Origin of the sequence: Plectonema radiosum NIES-515 (assembly GCF_025753815.1) — a bacterium.
GTDB classification, from domain to species: domain Bacteria; phylum Cyanobacteriota; class Cyanobacteriia; order Cyanobacteriales; family Nostocaceae; genus Hassallia; species Hassallia radiosum_A.
Genome location: NZ_JAOWRF010000003.1, coordinates 1 through 20,100, shown reverse-complemented (window position 1 = coordinate 20,100; position 20,100 = coordinate 1). Strand labels below are relative to the sequence as shown.

14 protein-coding genes are annotated in these 20,100 nt (G+C 41.4%); 10 read left to right on the top strand and 4 right to left on the bottom strand.

Annotated features, from left to right (window positions below; genetic code table 11):
- Positions 1–227 precede the first annotated feature (227 nt).
- Positions 228–1,274 carry a 3-deoxy-7-phosphoheptulonate synthase gene (locus tag OGM63_RS00460; protein ID WP_263743528.1) on the top strand — a complete coding sequence of 349 codons (1,047 nt, stop codon included), beginning with the start codon at positions 228–230 and terminating at the stop codon, positions 1,272–1,274.
- 167 nt (positions 1,275–1,441) lie between these two features.
- Here the strand turns inward: OGM63_RS00460 and OGM63_RS00455 are convergent, their stop codons facing one another.
- Positions 1,442–3,352 carry an acetate--CoA ligase family protein gene (locus OGM63_RS00455; RefSeq protein ID WP_263743527.1) on the bottom strand — a complete coding sequence of 637 codons (1,911 nt, stop codon included), beginning with the start codon at positions 3,350–3,352 and terminating at the stop codon, positions 1,442–1,444.
- Positions 3,353–3,942: 590 nt separating this feature from the next.
- Between OGM63_RS00455 and OGM63_RS00450 the strand changes: the two genes are divergently transcribed.
- The 3 genes from OGM63_RS00450 (at position 3,943) to OGM63_RS00440 (ending at position 7,517) form a co-directional block, all read left to right on the top strand.
- A complete protein-coding gene (locus OGM63_RS00450) occupies positions 3,943–4,146 on the top strand; it encodes a hypothetical protein (RefSeq protein WP_263743526.1) in 204 nt (67 codons plus the stop codon).
- Positions 4,147–4,425: 279 nt separating this feature from the next.
- Positions 4,426–5,268, top strand: a complete 843-nt coding sequence (locus tag OGM63_RS00445) for a cyanophycinase (RefSeq protein ID WP_263743525.1) — start codon at positions 4,426–4,428, stop codon at positions 5,266–5,268.
- A 578-nt stretch (positions 5,269–5,846) separates the two neighbouring features.
- Complete coding sequence (locus OGM63_RS00440) at positions 5,847–7,517, top strand: alpha-amylase family glycosyl hydrolase (protein WP_263743524.1); 1,671 nt, start codon at positions 5,847–5,849, stop codon at positions 7,515–7,517.
- A gap of 360 nt (positions 7,518–7,877) precedes the next feature.
- Here OGM63_RS00440 and OGM63_RS00435 read toward each other — a convergent pair whose 3' ends face one another.
- Both OGM63_RS00435 and OGM63_RS00430 read right to left on the bottom strand, forming a co-directional pair.
- Entirely contained in the window at positions 7,878–11,543 is a 3,666-nt protein-coding gene (locus OGM63_RS00435; protein ID WP_263743523.1) for a WD40 domain-containing protein, read from the bottom strand.
- A 212-nt stretch (positions 11,544–11,755) separates the two neighbouring features.
- Positions 11,756–12,328, bottom strand: a complete 573-nt coding sequence (locus tag OGM63_RS00430) for an H-type lectin domain-containing protein (protein ID WP_263743522.1) — start codon at positions 12,326–12,328, stop codon at positions 11,756–11,758.
- 767 nt (positions 12,329–13,095) lie between these two features.
- On the opposite strand from OGM63_RS00430, the gene OGM63_RS00425 reads away from it, so the two are divergent.
- Positions 13,096–13,284, top strand: coding sequence for a chitin binding peritrophin-A domain-containing protein (locus OGM63_RS00425; protein WP_263743521.1), 189 nt, complete (start codon positions 13,096–13,098; stop codon positions 13,282–13,284).
- 296 nt (positions 13,285–13,580) lie between these two features.
- Positions 13,581–15,059, top strand: coding sequence for a bifunctional metallophosphatase/5'-nucleotidase (locus OGM63_RS00420; RefSeq protein ID WP_263743520.1), 1,479 nt, complete (start codon positions 13,581–13,583; stop codon positions 15,057–15,059).
- 304 nt (positions 15,060–15,363) lie between these two features.
- Here OGM63_RS00420 and OGM63_RS00415 read toward each other — a convergent pair whose 3' ends face one another.
- Positions 15,364–16,785, bottom strand: a complete 1,422-nt coding sequence (locus OGM63_RS00415; RefSeq protein ID WP_263743519.1) for an AAA-like domain-containing protein — start codon at positions 16,783–16,785, stop codon at positions 15,364–15,366.
- A gap of 276 nt (positions 16,786–17,061) precedes the next feature.
- Here OGM63_RS00415 and rpsO point away from each other — a divergent pair, with 276 nt between their 5' ends.
- From rpsO to OGM63_RS00395, 4 genes are all read left to right on the top strand, one after another.
- Positions 17,062–17,331: a 30S ribosomal protein S15 gene (gene rpsO / locus OGM63_RS00410; protein ID WP_263743518.1), complete on the top strand. Its 270-nt coding sequence runs from the start codon at positions 17,062–17,064 to the stop codon at positions 17,329–17,331.
- A 12-nt stretch (positions 17,332–17,343) separates the two neighbouring features.
- The gene (locus tag OGM63_RS00405; protein WP_263743517.1) at positions 17,344–17,808 is read left to right on the top strand and encodes a PAM68 family protein; all 465 of its coding nucleotides are present in this window, start codon (positions 17,344–17,346) and stop codon (positions 17,806–17,808) included.
- Positions 17,809–18,127: 319 nt separating this feature from the next.
- Positions 18,128–19,186, top strand: coding sequence for a 3-deoxy-7-phosphoheptulonate synthase (gene aroF, locus OGM63_RS00400; protein WP_263743516.1), 1,059 nt, complete (start codon positions 18,128–18,130; stop codon positions 19,184–19,186).
- 175 nt (positions 19,187–19,361) lie between these two features.
- Positions 19,362–19,688, top strand: a complete 327-nt coding sequence (locus OGM63_RS00395) for a hypothetical protein (protein ID WP_263743515.1) — start codon at positions 19,362–19,364, stop codon at positions 19,686–19,688.
- Positions 19,689–20,100 lie beyond the last annotated feature (412 nt).

The window sequence follows — 20,100 nt, the reverse complement described above, 5'->3', positions numbered from 1 at the left end:
CGGCACATATTGTAGAGACGTTCCGCCGGAACGTCTCTCAATACGGTTCGGATAAGAAAATTCGATAAACCAAAAACCTTGTAGAGACGCGATATATCGCGTCTCTACATGCCCTAAATCACCACGAAAAATCAGACGAGCGAACCGTATTGGAACGTCTCTACGATGATTGCAGTGTTTTTATTACTGTTAATATAATACCTAGCACAAATTACGAAATACTCCTCATGCACAACAATTTATTTGACACTAACATTCAAAGTTCCCGCGTTTTATTAACACCAGAAAAGCTAAAAACAAAATTACCTTTAACACAATCGGCTGAAGAAGCTGTTTTAAAATTTAGGCAGGAAATAGGACATATTCTTGATTTTCAAGATAGCCGAAAATTTATTGTAGTTGGTCCGTGTTCAATCCATGATACCGAAGCTGCGATCGCCTATTCCCAAAAACTAAAAACTCTGGCTGAGAAAGTCCAAGATAAACTGCTCCTAGTCATGCGGGTTTACTTTGAAAAACCCAGAACAACAGTCGGATGGAAAGGATTAATCAACGATCCCGATATGGATGATTCTTTCCATGTAGAAAAGGGTTTACAAATGGCACGCACCCTACTGTTACAAATTACTGAACTGGGATTACCCGCCGGCACAGAAGCCCTCGATCCGATTATACCGCAGTACATTAGCGAATTGATTTCTTGGTCGGCAATTGGCGCACGCACTACAGAATCACAAACTCACCGCGAAATGGCAAGCGGACTGTCGATGCCTGTAGGTTTCAAAAACGGTACTGATGGTAATATTCAAGTAGCTTTAAATGCCTTGGAATCAGCTAAAAGTCCACACCATTTTCTCGGAATTAATCATAAAGGACAAGTTAGTATATTTCAAACTAAAGGAAATGCCTACGGTCATGTTATTTTACGTGGGGGTAACGGTCAACCTAACTACGATGCTGCGAATGTCCAAAAAGTGGAAGACAAATTAAAAGCAGCAGGTTTATCACCCAGAATTGTCATCGACTGTAGTCACGGGAATTCAAATAAAGACTACAGATTACAGCCTAGGGTTTTAGAGAATGTTATTCAACAAATCGTCGATGGCAATACATCAATTGTCGGTATGATGTTGGAATCGCATTTGTATGAAGGAAGTCAATCGATTTCTTCTCAATCTAAAGAATTAAAATATGGGGTTTCTGTAACTGATAAATGTATTGGCTGGGAAGAAACAGAAGAAATTATTTTGGCAGCACATGCAAAGCTAAAGTAAAGCGATCCCTGAATAAAAATATCCCACAGGCGCGAGATTCCTGGGGCTATACAAACAAAGCCTGCCGACCCAGGCTTGAATTCTTAAGCCTGCGTAGGCAGGCTTTGTACGTGTAGCCGCACCCTTCTAGGGTGTCGGTTACTTTCCGCAACGATACATTGAAAAAATTACAAAATCGTGCCGATTTCTTTCAAATAAACTCGTGTAAACGGTTCATCTGTTCCCAAGTTGTACTCTTCAATCAAACCTTTGCGACGAATAGAAACGCTATCTCCTTTCTTAATCACCACAGTAGAACCGTCGAAGACATCTCGTGCGAGAATCATCTCGGTTTCGGTAGGATTATCCAGAACTACCATGTTACTTCCTTGGTAAAACATGCCTTCATTTTCCCAAGTTTCTTCATCGTATTGGGCAATGAGTAAATCAAGTTTAGGATTACGCAACAAACTTAAAACGTTGCTGTTGTAATCTTTGTTGAAGATTTTTGTCGAGCGATTCACAAAAACTGCATTTTGACAAACAGCACCTATTGTCCAATCAGGGTGTTGCAAAAGAATATGGTCAATGGTTTCTTGAAGTTCAGAAACTGTGATTTTATTAAAGGTGAGAATTGGTATTCTCGCATCTGTACCCGACTCAAAGAAGGTTTCTAAAATATGAGAAGGTACATCAACGCTTTCACCAACAGCAGGATTTAGATGCATTAAAATGCCAGGTGCAGCGTTGATTTCTAAAATGGCAAAGTTGCCTTCTTTCCAAGATTTATCAAGACTTTTGGTAATGACATCAATGCCTAAGCAAGTTAATCGAAAGTGTTGGGCAATATCTTGCGCCAATATAATATTGTCATCGTGAACTGTGCGCGTGGCATCGATGCTGACACCTCCTGCCGAAAGATTGGCGACTTTGCGAAGATAAACTGTGCGACCTTTTTCGATTACGCTGTCCAATGACAAACGCTGTTCGTCTAAATACAGTTGCATCGCTTCATCGCTTTGAATTTTGCTCATCGGTGAGGTTGGTGTATCCAAACGAGCGGGTTTTCGATTTTCATCGCGAATTAGCTCATTAATGGTAGAGTGTCCATCACCGACAATTGATGCGGGACGCCGTTCGGTGGCAGCGACAAATCTACCATTGACGCACAACAAGCGAAAATCTGCCCCAGAGATGCTTTTTTCAATGATGATCCGCGTTGGCTGGTTTTCGGGGATTGCTTGGAGCGATCGCTCAAAAGCCGATTCTAGTTCTCTAGAGTCTTGGACATCAGCGGTTACACCAATTCCTTTATGACCGACAACGGGTTTTACTGCTACTGGGTAGCCAATTTCTCTGGCTACACCTAAAGCTTCTCTTTCGGTAGTGACGATATCACCTTGAGGTACGGGGAAACCTAAGGTGTTTAAAAATGCTTTGCAGTCATCTTTGCGGGTGGTGAAGTCTGAATCTAGATGAGCATCACAATGAAATGTGGTAGCTACACCGCGAACTTGTTTTTTGCCGTAGCCATATTGCATCAATCCTTCTTCCCACAGATAGAAGTTAGGAATACCTTTTTCGTAGGCGGTGCGTAATAAGGTGTAGACTGTGGGACCTCCATAAACAGATTGCCGAAATCTGTTTTGCAGCGATCGCATTTGTTCTTCAAAAACAACTTCTTCCTTTTGGGTAATTGCTTCAAACCAATCCCAAACGAAGTAAAGTACGGATCTGGTGGTGCGTTCGTGCAGCGATTGCACGCTGATTTTTTTGTAATGCGGATATGACTTGACACTCCAACGGTTGAGGTGCAAACCCATGTCCAGTTTGCCGACTTCTGCGACGGTGCGAGCAAATAAATCGGCATGAGAATCGTATGTTTGCTCTTTTATCTGGGGGTAGCGATCGCCAATAATAGATACATAGTCCTCAACTGCCAAAGGCTGATTATACTCTGTCAGCGCAAAACTAAATACTAGCGCTCCTGTTTCCAAATAGGGATTCGCTCCCATGTAATGCTTGAACCCGAAAATATCGAAAACATCTGTTTTTCTCGCATTGACGCGAACTGCATCGGTGCTTTTTTCTTGAATCATTGATTTATATACCTTTGGCTAAACACCCTTTAATTTCAACCAATACGGTTCATGATGCAAAAAACACCTTAATTTCAGGCATTTGCACTCCCAGAACGCGAATAGACGCTTTAATAAAACTCAATATTTTTCCTATGATATCCTATCCCTAATGCTATAGTTTTTCAACTATCTCAGGGCATAGACCATTTATTTTACACATGCATTAGCGTCAGAATCCCGATTTCTCTAAGAGGATGTCTTATTTTTTACTCTACCGAGCGACTAGAAGTGCGGCTACACAATCAAAACCCGCATAACTTACGTTTAAAATCCCTTGTTTTTATAGTCTGCGTAGTAGCGAATTCTATTCGCTTTTCAGGCATACTCTAAGAAACCGGGATTGTGGTAATAGACCTCTGTTGGAAAAGAATGTAGAGACGCGATACCCAAGCGTCTCTTGGGGTTTGGGTAACGCATCGTTCATTTTCACGTCTATGTCTAATGAAATTATCCGTCGCAAAATGTATAACCTTTGAAAGGTGCAAACTACACCTCATATTGCTTATAAATAGTAAGTTATAAAAGAAAAATTTAGGAGACAGCCGAGAATGAATGGCACAAAAGCTGCTCTTAGAGACGAAGTTAGACAACTTGCTGAAGAAGCATTTCATCGCAAACTTATTTCCGGTTATGGTGATGGTGCAGACAGCGAGGAGTTTCAAATTCTAATCGAGGGCAAACCCAGACATTTCCCACTAGACCAGGCACGTTCTTTTTTAAATGAGTTGCTTTTTAGTAGTTCTATTAGGTAGATATTTTTGTTGAAAATCTAACCTTAGGTATAGAACTTTAGACAATTTAAGCGCCATTTTATTACATCTTACCCACGATTCAATACTTGTGCGATCGTGAGTAAGATGTTTTTGATTAAAGCAAAATTATTAGCTTTATTTCTTAACTTTTTCCAGCCTCCCGGGAAAAATTACTAAATTTCATTTTTAATTTTTGTATCTAAATCTACCATATGGATGTTTTTATAGTTTAAATTGTCGTGTTTTATTAAAATTAACAGACTTAGATCCGGAGGCATCATGGCGGCGACTGAAACCAAACGGCAGTTGGTGATTATTGGCGGTGCAGAAGACAAAGAAGGCGATTGCCAGATCCTGCGTGAGTTTGTGCGACGTGCTGGTGGCACCAAAGCCAAAATTGTCATTATGACAGCAGCAACCGAACTGCCAAGAGAAGTAGGACAAAATTACATCAGAGTGTTTGAGCGCCTGGGAGCAGAGAATGTTAGGATAATTGACACCGAAAGCCGTGAAGACGCATCTTCATCCACAGCGCTAGAAGCAGTTGACAAAGCTACAGGCGTATTTTTTACTGGAGGGGATCAAGCGCGGATCACGAGCATCCTCAAAGACACTGAACTTGATAGCGCAATTCACAAACGCTGCGCTGAAGGAATTGTCATCGGTGGCACAAGCGCTGGAGCCGCTGTCATGCCAGATGTCATGATTGTGGAAGGCGACTCAGAAACAAATCCTCGGATTAACGCCGTGGACATGGGACCCGGTATGGGCTTTTTGCCTGGGGTGGTAATTGACCAGCATTTCTCACAGCGCGGACGCTTGGGACGCTTAATTTCAGCTTTGCTGATAGAGCCTGCTGTGTTGGGATTCGGCATTGATGAGAATACCGCAATGGTTGTTACCGATAACCAATTTGAAGTGATTGGGCAGGGTTGTGTCACCGTCGTCGATGAATCAGAAGCTACACATAGCAACATTGACGACATTTTGAAAGATGAGCCTTTGGCGATTTGCGGAGCCAAGCTGCACATTTTGCCAAATGGATATAAATTTGACTTAAAAACCCGCAAGCCTATTTTAGATAATAAGTCTGTGGCGAATGCCTCTGTACCTGTTGGTTAAGTGAGATTTTGCACCCCGTTCTTGAAGATCGCGGGGAGTGTCAATTGGCGTTGCTGAATTTTAATATGAAAATACTAATTCAACGCTCATAGACGTTCCGGCGGAACGTCTCTACAATAAGGGTTTTAATGTTAAAATCAAACCAAAAAATTTAGAATTCATATTTAAAATCAGCAACGCCTGTCAATTTGTTGATCTTATACAGCAGATTTCACTCCTTAGAAGGTACTGCGTAAAATCCAAAACCCGCTCAAAGACGTAGCAGTGCTACGTCTCTACGTGTATTTAATCACAACGCAATCTGCTGTATCATGTCCCACAAATCACATATATTGTAGAGACGTAGCAGTGCTACGTCTCTACGTGTATTTAATCACAACGCAATCTGCTGTATCATGTCCCACAAATCACATATATTGTAGAGACGTAGCAGTGCTACGTCTCTACGAAGGTTGCAATGTTTCTATTAATGTTAATTAAGCGGACATTATATTACTTTAGAAAGAAGTTTAACATAATTTTCTAATCCAAAATAATTTCATCTGAACAAACCAAAATAATTATTTTAAAAGGTAAAAATGGCAAGTTCAATTGAATTTAATTTGTTTGCTCCTCGTAACAAAGAAGCAGCTTTAATTGGGTCTTTTTATGATTGGAAAGAGATGCCAATGCAAAAAGGAGAAGATGGTTATTTTCGTATTGAAATAGAAATAGAAGACGGTGTTTATGAATACAAATTCCGCGTTCAAAGCAAAAGTCCAAATTTTCAGCTTGATGAATGGGTGGATGTAATTGACCCTTACGCTACAGATGTAGACGATGAGAAAAAAGTCAGTATAGCGCGGGTCAAAGATGGTAAGCGAATAGTTGATACTTACGTTTGGCAGCACGACGATAAATTATTGCCAGAAAATCATAAATTAGTAATATATGAAATGCACGTTGCCGATTTTACCGGTGGTGAAGTTGACCAGAACAAACGTGGAAAATATTTAGATGCGATTGAAAAATTAGATTATTTACAGGAATTGGGAATTAATGCAATTGAATTAATGCCAGTAAATGAGTATCCTGGCGATTATAGCTGGGGCTACAAAGTACGGCATTTTTTCGCTACAGAATCAAGTTACGGGTCAACAGAAGATTTAAAGCGGTTTATTGACGAGTGTCATAGTAGAGGTATTCGGGTTTTCATGGATGGAATTTACAACCATACAGATGAAGAATGCCCGTTAATGTTGATTGATCGAAATTATTGGTATTACGAACACATGCACTATCCGGAAGACCCCAACAATTATTGGGGACCGGAATTTAATTATGATAATTATGATGAAAAGTTAGACGTTAGACCCGCTTGGAAATATGTTGGCGATGTGGTACAGTATTGGGTCAAGGAGTATCACATTGATGGAATTCGCTTTGATGCAGTGCGGCAATTAGCTAACTTTGAATTTTTGGATTGGCTCGCTCAACAAGCGAAAAAGAATACTGCACCCAAGCCGTTTTATAATATTGCTGAAAACATTCCCGATACAAGTAAGGTGACAGCACCAGAAGGACCGATGGATGCTTGTTGGCATGAAAGTTTTCGGTATTTTATGATTCCTCACATTTGTGGTGAAACATTTGAATTAGACCATCTGAAGGAGGTTTTAGACCCGAAACAGCAAGGTTATGCCACTGCGATAAATGTGGTAAATTATTTAGCGACTCACGATCGCGAACATTTATTTAGAGAATTAGGCGATCGCGGCATTTTTGATGAAGCTGCATTTGTCCGCGCCAAGTTAGGTGCTGTACTATTAATGACAGCAATGGGTGTACCGATGCTGTGGATGGGTGAAGAATTTGGCGAACACAAGCGCAAAAGCAAAACTGTGACTCAGCCGAAAAAAATAGCCTGGGCTTTGTTGGAGAGAGACGAAAATCGCGATTTATTTGAATATTACAAAAAACTAATCGCCCTACGCAAGCAAACTCCAGCAATGCAAAGCGACAATATTGAGTTTTTGCACGAAAATGCTGAAGCCAAAGTACTCGCTTACACCCGCTGGAATTCCCAAGGTTCTCGCATCGTCGTCGTTGTAAATTTCTCTGACCAAAATTTCCCAGAATATCAGATTCCCAACTTTCCATCGGCTGAATTGTGGCAAGATTGGTTTAGTGAGACTTCTGTGAAAGTTGATGAAGATACTCTAACCTTTGAGATAGCGGCATTTACAGCAAAGATATTTGTTTCCCAGTAGTAAGTACTTCAATCTAAATAAACTAAAAATGGGGCGTTGCATATTTAGGGGAAGATTTTGCGGCGTTGCTGAATTTTAATATGAAAATACTAATTCAACGCTCATAGACGTTCCGCCGGAACGTCTCTACAATCAGGGTTTTAATGTTAGAATCAAACCCCAAAATTTAGAATTCATATTTGAAATCAGCAACGCCGATTTTGCAATGTACAAGGGTAAATTTAACGTATTGTAGAGACGTTCCGGCGGAACGTCTCTGCGAAGTCCGAATTTAGACTAAAAATTTGGGCATTGCTGAATTGATGTATGAATCCGGATATAAAGACGTTCCGCCGGAACGTCTCTACAAGGATTTTAGTATTATGTAAAATTATTTTCATACCCCGATTCAGCAACGCCAAAATTTGAGGAGCCGATCGCGTTATTTCTAACACGACTCATATTATTGCAAATAACGCGATCGCTCTTCTGGACCGCTGTGTTAGTTTTCAAATAATCCTGCACAAGGTTACAACCATAAGTCAGTGCATCTAGGTGAAGAATTCGCGGCAAATTCCACAAAATGAGCGTGTTGTCATCACCTCCTGAAGCAAGAATTGTGCCGTCGTGGCTGATAGCAATTTCCCTGATGGCTGCGGTATGTCCTCTCAGGGTAGTCAGTTCCGTACCATCGAGTTTCCAAAGCTTGATAGTATTATCCACGCTGCCAGAAGCAACGATCCCCCCTTCCCCCCCCTTAAAAAGGGGGGTTGGGGGGATTGGACTAAACGCAACTCCCCAAACCCCAGCTGTGTGACCTTTGAGAGTTTTCAGCAACTTGCCCTCAAGCGTCCACAGCTTAACGGTATTGTCCCCACTTCCAGTAGCTACCATTTTACTGTCAGGGCTAAAGGCAACTCTCCATACTGATGCTGAGTGTCCCACAAGGGTTCTGAACAACTTGCCATCCAGCGTCCACAGTTTAGCAGTACTATCGCCACTAGCGGAAGCAACGAGCCGACCGTTGGGACTAAATGCGACATGCCACACCTCCGCTTGATGTCCTTTAAGAATCTGCGGTGAAGAGCGATCGCGATGCCATATCTGAACAATTTTGTCAACATTTGCTAATGCGATCGCTTGACCGTCGGGACTCAATACTCCTGCTAAGAGTTTACCGATAGGATCTTTGTAACTAGCGACCAAAGTGCCGTCTGGCTTCTTGAGTTTTATCGTATCATCGTAAGTGCGAAGAGCAATTAACTTGCGATCTTCACTGAATGAAACCTCGAAGATTGCGCCTCCAGATTCAGTGAAAGTTTTGAGCAATTTACCTTGACGACTCCAAACTTTAGCAGTGTTTTCGTGGCTTGCTGTGGCGATCGCTGAACTGTCGGAGGTAATAGCAATTGACCAAATCCCGGCTTTATGGGCAATAAGACTCTTCTGGAATGGATTTTCTTTCTGCCAGAGTCTGACAACGTTTTCTGCACCTGCCGACGCAATAAAGCTGCTGTCAGGGCTAAAACTCACTCCCCAAACGGACGCACTATGTCCTCTGAGCGTCCTCAGTTCCGTACCATCAATATTCCAAAGTTTAATCGTTTTGTCGAGACTGGCGGAGGCAATAGTTTGACCATCCGGACTAAAAGCGACTCCCCAAATCCCGGCACTATGACCAGTAAGAGTTTTATCAAGGTGGTAGCTTCCATCAGTGCTGTCTCGCTGCCAAAGTTTAACAGTTGTGTCTTCACTCGCTGAAGCAATCGTCTGACCGTCAGGGCTGAAAGCGACTCCTATAACCCAAGCAGTGTGACCAGTAAGAGTTTGCAGGAGTTTGGCGTCTTGCCAGTCCGAACCGTCTCGTTTCCAGAGTTTTACTGTCTTGTCTACACTTGTGGCAGCAACGATATTACCATCAGGACTAAAAGCTACTCCCCAAAACCCATGTTTGTAACCTTGAAACGTGTTGAGTAAGGTGCCGTCTCGCTTCCAAATTTTCACCGTTCTGTCGAAACTGGCAGAGGCAAGAAACTGACCATCGGGACTAAACGCTACTCCCCAGACTGAAGCAGTGTGACCTTTGAAAGTTCTTAGCAGCTCACCGTCTCGCTTCCAAAGTTTAACTGTACCATCTTCACTCGCCGAGGCGAGCATCTGACCGTCAGAGCTAAAATCGACTGCCCTAACTGTTGCCTGATGACCTTTGAGAGTTGCAACTTCTGTACCATCACGTCGAATTAGCTTGATTGTTTTATCTGTACTTGCTGAGGCAATCAGAGAACTGTCAGGACTGACATCTACTGCCAGAACAGCTGCTGTATGACCGGAAAAACGGTTGTATTCATCTGCTCCATAAACTGCTTGCCTCAATGCATTTTCCACCTGAGGCTCAAGATTTGTGTTTGGTTGACCCAGTTTTTGCAGTCTATGTTTGGCTTTAATTGCTTCTATGAGCGCATCTAATCTGCGATTTGAGGCAAACAATCCTTCAGAAGAAGATACAAGGGCTTCAATTTCGCTGGTTCTGGCTTGACTTTCGCTTTTAATAGCTTGGCGGTATAGAATGAAACTGCCTAGCCCCAACCCGCTAGAAACGAGCAAGCCGATACACACTGCAACTAACAAAAACCTTTGTAGTTTAGCCGTTTTTTTCTCTTGTGCTAGTCGTGCTTCTACCTCTTTTGCTCGTGCTGCCTCCAATCCCGTTTGCACTGCTCGCTGTTCACATTCTTGACTTGCAGCGAAAAATTGATAATCCAAATCGCTCAGACTTTTGCCCTGTGCCCAATTTTGAGTATCTTTTAGAGCCTGTCCTCGCAACAGACGCGATTCATCTTTATAGCCAGATGCTACCCAAGCATTGAATGTTTGCGAGTAAGGACGCAGATTGTCTAGCTGTCTAATCACCCATTGAGCATTGAAAACACTTTGATAGATGGGGTTTTTAATTTTGAGAATGCCGTTGTGTTTCTCGACTAAACCAGATAACAACAGTTCTGTCTGTTCTCGACTATCGTCAGTAGATACACCATATGTTTGAGTATCTGTTTGCTCCCAAAGCAACACCTGCTGATAAAGACCCAACAACCGTCCTGCTCGGTGTTCGTGGAAAAGTAGGCGATCGCGAATCGTGCGGAGGTGTTCGGGTTCATCTTGAGATTCCCAATGTTGGATAATGTGCTTAAGCACAAATTGTTCTACCCAATATGCTGCGGTTTCTGGAGGTAGGATAATTTTTCTATTTGATGTCTCTAAGGCTGTTCGGACAATTAACTGACAGAGTTTTTGGGTCAGAAACGGTTGTCCTCCACTCCAATAGATAATCTCTCGCAGCACTGCCTTGGGTTGGCTGATTACTTCCTCTAACCCTTTGAGCAATGGTTTGGCTTCATGCAGTTGAAAGCCATATAACTCAATCGCTGTCCCAATGTTAAAGGGTGTTCGACGTTTATCTGCAATTAGGTCAGATGGACTCGCTACCCCAAATAGGGCAAATCCCAGACGTCGGAAATTTTGGTCATGTGCTTGCTGATTGTAGCAATGACGAATCCAGGCAAAAAAGTCGTTGACAGGGAAACTTAAACTCAACAAACTATCAATTTCATCAATGAAGATGAAAATGCGATCGGCTTTGCCGTCTCGTAGAGAATCGCTTTCAATCTTTGGCAGTAAAACTCCTTCAAAAAACAGGTGTAGTTTTTGCACTGGGGAAATACCGGCTTGCGTATCCCACCAATTTTTAAAGTTGACGTGTTCCCCTAGATTTAAGTCGTAGAACAGGCTGAGGATGATACCTTTGTACCATTGTTCCGGTGTAGTATTGTCGCTACCTAATCGAGTGACATCCAAGTAAGCACAGCTATAGCCTTCTTCCACCAGACGATAACTCGTGCGTTGTAATAAGGATGACTTGCCCATCTGACGAGAATTTAAGACATAACAAAAATCGCCGGCTTTCAAGCTGGTATAAAGTTTTTCGTCTGCTTGACGAACAATGTATGTGGGATCGTTAGTGCGGAGGCTGCCCCCTACCTGGTATCTCATGTCAAAGTGCGATTAAAATTAGCTCTTCCAATGCGGATGCGATCGCATTATCTGTGCCCGGATTGAAAGCCAAAATGGCGCTACGAGCGATCGCACAAGCCTGATAAAGGTCAGCAGCTAGAAACCAATCCTACAAAATGTAGAGCTGCATCAGAATATATCTCCTAATGCAGCCCTTGCTTTTAGCTCTTTTTAGAAGGCAATTTTTTTGCTTACGGTTTTACACCTATTGCTGTCCATGTTGCCCAAGCACTAAATACTACTGTATCAAACCATGTTTTGTAAGTAAGTTCAAATCCATCTACAGTAATATTCTTAGCTATGACTTGGAGTCGGATATTTTTTGCTATTCCAACATCCTGTCCGCTGATTGCAAGTGATACTTGTGGAGGCACTCGAAAAGGTGAATTAAATTTCACTGTGGTAGTAAAAGTACGTTCTCCACTACCACTATTGAGTGTCCATCCTTGGCTTCCTTGGCTGTCTAGATATCCATTATAAACTTCACCTGTCTGAATATACAGGACATCAGCAATGATAGACGCTATGTCAATAGTAGCCGATTTCCCATTCACAGTAGATGTTAGCTGAGTACCAGTAAAATCTAAACTGTTAGTAGTTGTAGCACTCACTAATGTTGAAATATCTGGTTCAAGTATCCACTGTTGGTTAACACCCCCATTTTTTGTATACTGGACAATAGGGTTATTATCAGTAACAGCACCATTTTGAAGATCTAGAGCTTTGCCACTTCTTTTGGATATTATACTGAAATTGGTTGCCATGTTCAATTGTTCCTTGGGTTTAATGTGGTGGATATATTGTCATAAGAATGCTTTTTCTCGTGAAATAAAGCATCAATGTCTATAAGTAAAATATGATTTCAAAAAAAAGACAAGGACAGTTAAGACAGTTAAGACAGTTAAGCGAACATTTAAATAAACTTCATATAAAAGCTTGATTGCTTAACAGTAAAATCAGAATGCCAAGCACCGATTACTAATAATTGAAACCCAAGTAATTTTTGTCAATATATCTATAGACAGAAATCTGCATCACAATGATAATCGTGATAGTCTACTCTTGTATAATTATCATTATCAAGAAATTTTTCTTTCTCAGTTTTTATTGAAAGCGTCTTCTAAAAGCCCTTTGACATTTGCCTTACAGCCTTAACTTTTGACTAATGACACACCCGACAGTAATTTTATTTTTACTTTATAAATAACCTCTTAAACCTTCTACAAAGGGTTGCATTACGCCGGGATGATGATTCCGGCGATGTCTACGACGGGCTACGCGATCGCCCTCAAAGAAAATCAAGCCCAAATTGTCAAGTCTATACTTTGATTTGCCGCCACAACTGAAAAACAGCTTACTTGAGTTGAGGAACCAAACCTAATATCTACCTTGGTTTTGTTGGGTTGCGCTCTGCTTAACCCAACCTAAAATGGTTCTTAAATGTCCTATCTGTCCTTGCATTTTGATAACTAAAATGAAAGCTTTTTAAAAGAGGTAAAAAACATTTTCATCCCCAAAGGAGAAAGTCCCTATGAAAAAACTACTAGGATGTTGTTTAGCAGTGATTCTCGCAATGTGGGTTGCCATAAGTCCTGCGATCGCCCAAAAAATCACCTGTACCCAAGAGGGATTTTTCGGTAATCCAACAGACTGCTCCAAATTCTACCGTTGCGTTGATTATTCCCAGACAAAAGAGAATTTCACAATTTTCCGACTTTGATTGTGGTGAAGGCACCATTTTTGACGAGAGTCTCAGCGTCTGCAATCATCCTTGGGCAGTCAGTCCAAAGGCGCCTTGCTTATACTAAAAATCTCAGGAATCTTCCACTTCCACACCATGAGACATAGGTGTGGAAATTAATTATGGCTTACCCGAACCCTTGTAGAGACGACGATTTATCGCGTCTCTACATCTAGGACAACAGATGATTTATTGTTAAACAATAGTCGATAGTTGTTTTGCAAACAGGAGCGCGGTAGAATGCGATCGCTGTTAATTATTCGAGCTAAAACACGATGATGACGACTGAGCGGTTTAAAAAAATTACGATTTTACATTCCAATGATATGCATGGAGACTTTCTGGCAGAAAGTAAGGGTGCCGAGGGTCATCTTATTGGTGGACTTTCGCTTCTTTCAGGATATTTAAATAAGGTGCGCTCGGAAGAGAAAAACACGCTTTTTGTCATTTCTGGTGATATGGTTCAGGGGTCTATGATTGATACGGAATACAAAGGTATTTCAACCATAGAAATCATGAATTACCTGGCTCCTGACGTAGTGACTCTGGGGAACCACGAATTAGATTATGGGTTTCCTCACTTACTTTTATTGGAAAAAATGGCAACTTTTCCCATCGTCAATGCCAACTTGTATATTAAAAAGTACAATAAACGATTGATGAATCCCTACATTATCCTGAATGTAGATGGATTTGATATCATGTTTATTGGTATTGTGACTGAAGAAATTCTTAACTCATTAAAGCTTGACAAAAGTATTGGCACATTTGTCAGTCTTGAAGATGCCGCAGCCGAAGTAGGGAAGATTTGCGACACCTACAAAAATGATGACATTGACCTGACAATTCTCATGACGCACATCGGTTTTGAAGAGGATAAAAAACTAGCTGCAATGCTAGACCCGATCTGGGGTGTGGATATGATAATTGGCGGACACTCCCATACTATTTTAGAACAACCAGCCCAAGTCAACAACATTCTAATTACACAAGCAGGGGTTGGTACAGACCAAATTGGACGTTTCGATATTACAGTGGATGACGATACTAACAGCATTGTGGAATGGAAGTGGCAACTCATCCCTGTGGATAATAATCTTGCACAGCCAGATGTTGAACTCGAAAAGTTTATTAATACTTTCAAGGAAGAGGTAGATCGCAAGTATAATCGGCTGATTTGTCGATTAACACGTAAATTAACACATCCTTGGCGTGAAATAGAAACTGAATTGGGTAACTTAATGACTGATATTTTGGCTCAATCAGTTATGTCTGATGTAGTTTTTCTGGGAAGTAGTTCAATACGTGGAACAGAATTGGGTCCTCTAGTTACATTAAGTGACCTGAAAAAAATTTACCCTTATGACGGACCCGTTTATCGGGTAAGAGTTACTGGTGAACAGCTCACCAAGATATTCTCACATATTATGAGAGCAGAAAACAGAAACCCGGATAATAGTCAGTGTTTTCAGATAAGCAAAGGTATTCAGGCAGTTTACAATGATGCTGAAAGAAAGCTTGAATCTTTGACCATTAATGGAAAACCTGTAGAAGCACATAATGAATACACTATCTGTCTTCAGGAATATCATTACAAAAATTCAGTCAAAAGTTTAGGCATAATAACTGAAGATTTGACAAAATTAGCTCAACCGAAGGTAGTCGCAACATCTGTTCAGAATGTGCTTGAAGAATACTTTACCTCTAATCAACTTCTTAACAGCTATATCGAAGGACGATTGATATACAAATAGGTAACCCCTATAAAGCAGGTTGGGAAAACCCCGACCTTTAATTTGTTTAGATCGCAATACGGTTTTTGTTAGTGATGTCGGGTTGCAGAAGATTCCCGCAACAGAATTAAAAAGGGGGCTTAATTCCCTCGTTTTTAAGGAGGGCTAGGAAGGATAAAATCTTATCACCAAGTGTATTGGTTGAGGTCGCTTTTTGTCGCAAGTCTTCTAGGGTGATTTTTTGACAGCACAGATAATTTGGTAAAAACTTTAATGGGATGACTGAACTCTTGTAAGCCGATTATTCTCTTAATTAAGAGTGGTTTTAAACGTCGATTATTAGACAATTGTCGCGCTTTTGTTTTGCAAAATAAGCGCGGTAGAGTTCGCAACGCGGTAGAATGCGATCGCCCTCAAAGCAAATCAATCCCATACTGTCGAGCTTATAAGCCTCTATAGGATTAAGAGAAATACTTTCCTCAGTCGTCACAACTTTCTCATATATCTTTGCCAGACTGGGTTTTTCTTGCAGTTTTGCCCACTGTCGCCATAAATGATAGCGGTAGATACCACCGTTGTCAACTACCTCCTGCATTAAATCTTCTAAAGTAATTACCTGAGAGCAAATATAATACAGAGCAATCCGAATCAGCGCTGGATGACCCCCGACAAGTGACATCAGTTGAGCGGATTCTTTGCCACTATTCCAGTCTAGCCCGTGCCGTTGGGCTAAATCTTCTACCTGTTGCTGAGTAAATTCGCTTAGACGGATAGGTAGTCCGATATTAAACGGCGATCGGTTGATATCCAGGGTGGCATAATCTTCTGTAGAGTAAACCACCACTAGCTTGAGCTTCTGCCAATTAAGATTTTGTCGTGCTGACTCGCACCACGAACGCAACAAGGCAAAGAAGTCACTAGCAATGTGAGGATATTCAAAAAAGCGGTCAACTTCGTTTAACACCAAAACCACTGGACTTTGAATCTGCTTGAGCAAATAGTTCTGCAAGTAAAAGCTACAATTCAACTTACAACCAACTTCCTCATCCCAGATGTCATTTAGGTTGGGGTCAATGCCTAATTCTGTTGCAATTGAAAAGCAAATACAACGCAACAGCTTGTTTAAGTCAGTCAGACAGTCAGAATCGATTTGGTTGCAATTGAGGTTTACCGTGCGATATCCTTGTGCTTCTGCAAATGCTAACAGCCTCTGCACGAGAGAACTCTTACCCATCTCTCTTGGTCCGCGAATCCGAATCACACAGCCAGGTTGAGTTATTTCCCGATAAACCAGTTCTTCAATGGGGGGACGTTCGATATAGAAGGGAGAATCCAAAGGTACCGGTCCATCCGGGTATGACCAGATATTTTCAAGTTGGTCACGGTGAGAGTTTACGGATAAATGCTGAGGCGCATTTACTTCTTTTACGTCTAAACTCAACGAGAGCGCATCAGAAGTTTCAGTCTCGTTTGCTTCACTTAGTATTGCATAATCTTCATTGCGTAATTCCAAGTTAAAACTGCTAAAGCACAATCTTAGGGTTTTTTGATCTACACCTACATTCAAAGACCACAATCGCGAGAGTGTTTTGCTAGAAATATTCATGCGATCGCCCAGATCGTCGAGAGTAAAGCGGATGCCGTTGTTCTCTGCTATTTCCACAGCCAAAATCTTGCCCTGTAAGCGCTTCAAACCAATAGTACTCAGCACAAATCCCCGCTTTCGCGTGCCCTTAAGTGGTTTCATGTAGCTATTTATTAAGGTGTTTTTTTGTTAACTTTATATCATTCTTCCACCTTTTTGATCAGTTATTAAACTGTTGCTAAACGTACATATTATTAAACAAAAGATGCTTTCTGGCTTGTAGTTAGGGCTTTAGTGTTAAAACGCCAAATAATACAATACTATCTTTAATTTATTTATGCGTATCTACCTCAAGGCGTAGCAGTAAAGGTGATTCCACATACAACGTGAGGGCTGTGATATTATGGGAAACTGCTGCACATATAAATAGAATCCATCATGGCTTTAACCCAAGAGCGCAAACAAGAGATCATCGTCAATTATCAAGTTCACGAAACCGATACAGGCTCCGCCGATGTCCAAGTTGCCATGCTCACCGAGCGGATCAACCGTCTCAGCTTGCATCTCCAAGCAAACAAGAAAGACCATTCTTCTCGCAGGGGATTGTTAAAGCTCATCGGTCAGCGCAAGCGCCTTCTAGCTTACATTCTAGAAGACAGCCGCGAAAAGTATCAAGCTTTAATTGGTCGCCTCGGTATTCGTGGATAAGGACTAACGCTTATGTCTGCTGAAGAATCCGAACGCAGTAAATTGCCCTTTGAACCGAAAAAACGCCAAAAATCGCCTAAATCTCAAAATAAGCCGATTATTAAGCAAGAAGCTGAGAAACAGGTTGCTCAAAAGCGAACTTACACCAAAGAAGAAATGGCAATCCCCAAGGTTGTCAGTCAGCGCATGATCAGACGGGTAGCTGGCTTCTGTGGTGTGCCAACATTTTTCGGTATTGCCATCTTAGTTGCCAGCTATCTGCTAGCTGTGTACGCCCAAATTAAGCTACCTGCGATCGCCGTGTTACTAGTCAACATGGGATTATTTGGTTTAGGAGTCATAGGAATAACTTATGGCGTTCTATCTGCCTCTTGGGACGAAGAGAGAGTTGGGGGTTTGGTGGGCTTAAGTGAGTTCAGCACCAATTGGGCACGAATGGTCGAAGTTTGGCGGGAAACTCGTCAAAAAAACGTATAATTATCAGCGCTCAGGTGTTAGATTTTGTACTGTTGAGTAAATTTTAAAGTGAATGTTGAAGTTAAAATTTTAGATAATTTTTATAACTTCAACATTGCTAATTAAAAATTTATATTTTTTTTGAAACCCAAAATACAGTAGCAAAACAATCTGAGCGTTATATTTTTTAATATATTTTGTTAAGTCAATATAGATAATAACAATAGACATCTGGTAAAAATTAATTATGCGTTGCCCGAAACCTTTGTAGAGACGTAGCAATGCTACGTCTCTACGTTTTTTATACCAGGTATCTAATTAGCCATAAAGGAAATTTAACATGATTGTAGTCATGAAAATTGGTTCCCCAACGGAAGAAATTAACCGCATTGACGAGGAACTAACTAGCTGGGGACTAACACCCGAAAAAATTGTTGGTAAACACAAAGTAGTAATCGGCTTAGTAGGTGAAACCGCTAATTTAGACCCACTACAAATTCAAGAAGTCAGCCCTTGGATTGAGCAAGTGTTGCGGGTAGAATTGCCTTACAAACGCGCTAGCCGCCAATTCCGCCACGGAGAAGCTTCTGAGGTAGTGGTGGATACACCTAATGGAAAAGTTGTATTTGGTGAACACCACCCCGTTGTCGTTGTCGCGGGTCCCTGCTCGGTAGAAAATGAAGAAATGATTGTGGAGACGGCACAGCGTGTAAAAGCGGCTGGAGCGCAATTTTTGCGGGGTGGAGCATACAAACCCCGGACTTCGCCTTATGCTTTTCAAGGACACGGCGAAAGTGCTTTGGAATTGTTAGCGCAAGCGCGAGAAGTCAGCGGACTTGGTATTATTACGGAAGTAATGGATTCTACTGAGTTAGATAAAATCGTCGAAGTTGCTGACGTGATTCAAGTTGGTGCGAGAAATATGCAGAATTTCTCGCTGCTGAAAAAAGTGGGAGCGCAACCAAAACCGGTGCTTTTGAAGCGGGGAATGGCAGCGACAATTGAAGATTGGTTGATGGCTGCCGAATATATTCTTGCGGCAGGAAATGCCAATGTGATTTTGTGCGAGCGGGGTATTCGCACCTTTGATCGGCAATTTACTCGCAATACTTTAGATTTGTCGGTGGTGCCAGTGTTGCGAAAAGTCACACATTTACCGATTATGATTGATCCCAGTCACGGCACAGGTTGGTCTGAGTTTGTGCCTTCAATGTCAATGGGTGCGATCGCATCCGGATGTGATTCTCTGATGATAGAGGTTCATCCCAACCCCCCCAAGGCTTTATCTGATGGTCCCCAATCTCTCACACCAGAGCGTTTCGACCGTTTGATGCAAGAACTAGCAGTAATTGGTAAAGCAGTTGGACGTTGGCAGGAACAGGCGATCGCTTTAGCATAAAATTAGCAAAAACTAAAACATGCGTACTGCTAAGTATTTTGGGGTTCTGGATAACGCAATGTCTAATAAATTCCTCATTTAGTCGTATGCTCAAAGTCTTTCTTGAGAAGGAACTCTTCAGAGCTTTGATTCTATAAAGTGATGTTAGTAGATGAATTCTGGAAAATTAAAGATTATGGCTAATCAATCAGAAAATGAAATTAAGCAACCAGTAAGCCCAACTATAGAATCCAGAGAAGAACCGACACCTAAAGAAAAGAACGCTACAGTCAATCCCGGAGATATAATCTCCGATCAGCCTCAATCAGTTGAAGAAAAGGCTAAACAAATTGCTGTAGATTCACCAGACATCACAGGTGAACATATCACAGTACCAACTTACTTTGTAGTGGATGAACCAGATGGTGAAAAAAAGGCACTTCACCACGTTAAAGATGCAGAAGAAATTTCTGATGTAATTCGTCAAGCAAGAGTTGACGAAAACGGAAACCGGATTTGGTAATAAATCCCAATAATGCTAATTAATCAAAAAGCCAGGGATAATAATCCCTGGCTTTTGACTATTAGACATCTGGTGAAAAACAATTATTGTGACGTGAAATTTCACCTCTCTACAAAGGTTGTAGACAACGCATAGTTCATTTCTGGAGATGTATATTGTGGTATGTCAGAGTCGATGAGATTGCTTCCTTCTCCTGTCACCAGATGCTACGCGAACGTCGATTGGGACGGGATACTATTAATGATAAGAAATTTAGTAACCAAATTGAGCATTCCTGAGTTTAAAGAGTTAGTCCTAAGCCAGCAATAACATAGACAAGTCTAGACTATTATTGACAACTACCCTCCTATATTTTCAATCAGATTATCAACAATTTCTCTTAACCGTTCTTGCCAGTTATGTACGGATTTTA

Coding starts and splice junctions, on each gene's coding strand:
- rpsO (WP_263743518.1), top strand. CDS start 17,062: ATGGCTTTAACCCAAGAGCGCAAACAAGAGATCATCGTCAATTATCAA.
- OGM63_RS00440 (WP_263743524.1), top strand. CDS start 5,847: ATGGCAAGTTCAATTGAATTTAATTTGTTTGCTCCTCGTAACAAAGAA.
- OGM63_RS00395 (WP_263743515.1), top strand. CDS start 19,362: ATGGCTAATCAATCAGAAAATGAAATTAAGCAACCAGTAAGCCCAACT.
- OGM63_RS00420 (WP_263743520.1), top strand. CDS start 13,581: ATGATGACGACTGAGCGGTTTAAAAAAATTACGATTTTACATTCCAAT.
- OGM63_RS00430 (WP_263743522.1), bottom strand. CDS start 12,328: ATGGCAACCAATTTCAGTATAATATCCAAAAGAAGTGGCAAAGCTCTA.
- OGM63_RS00415 (WP_263743519.1), bottom strand. CDS start 16,785: ATGAAACCACTTAAGGGCACGCGAAAGCGGGGATTTGTGCTGAGTACT.
- OGM63_RS00405 (WP_263743517.1), top strand. CDS start 17,344: ATGTCTGCTGAAGAATCCGAACGCAGTAAATTGCCCTTTGAACCGAAA.
- OGM63_RS00445 (WP_263743525.1), top strand. CDS start 4,426: ATGGCGGCGACTGAAACCAAACGGCAGTTGGTGATTATTGGCGGTGCA.
- OGM63_RS00425 (WP_263743521.1), top strand. CDS start 13,096: ATGAAAAAACTACTAGGATGTTGTTTAGCAGTGATTCTCGCAATGTGG.
- OGM63_RS00435 (WP_263743523.1), bottom strand. CDS start 11,543: ATGAGATACCAGGTAGGGGGCAGCCTCCGCACTAACGATCCCACATAC.
- OGM63_RS00455 (WP_263743527.1), bottom strand. CDS start 3,352: ATGATTCAAGAAAAAAGCACCGATGCAGTTCGCGTCAATGCGAGAAAA.
- aroF (WP_263743516.1), top strand. CDS start 18,128: ATGATTGTAGTCATGAAAATTGGTTCCCCAACGGAAGAAATTAACCGC.
- OGM63_RS00450 (WP_263743526.1), top strand. CDS start 3,943: ATGAATGGCACAAAAGCTGCTCTTAGAGACGAAGTTAGACAACTTGCT.
- OGM63_RS00460 (WP_263743528.1), top strand. CDS start 228: ATGCACAACAATTTATTTGACACTAACATTCAAAGTTCCCGCGTTTTA.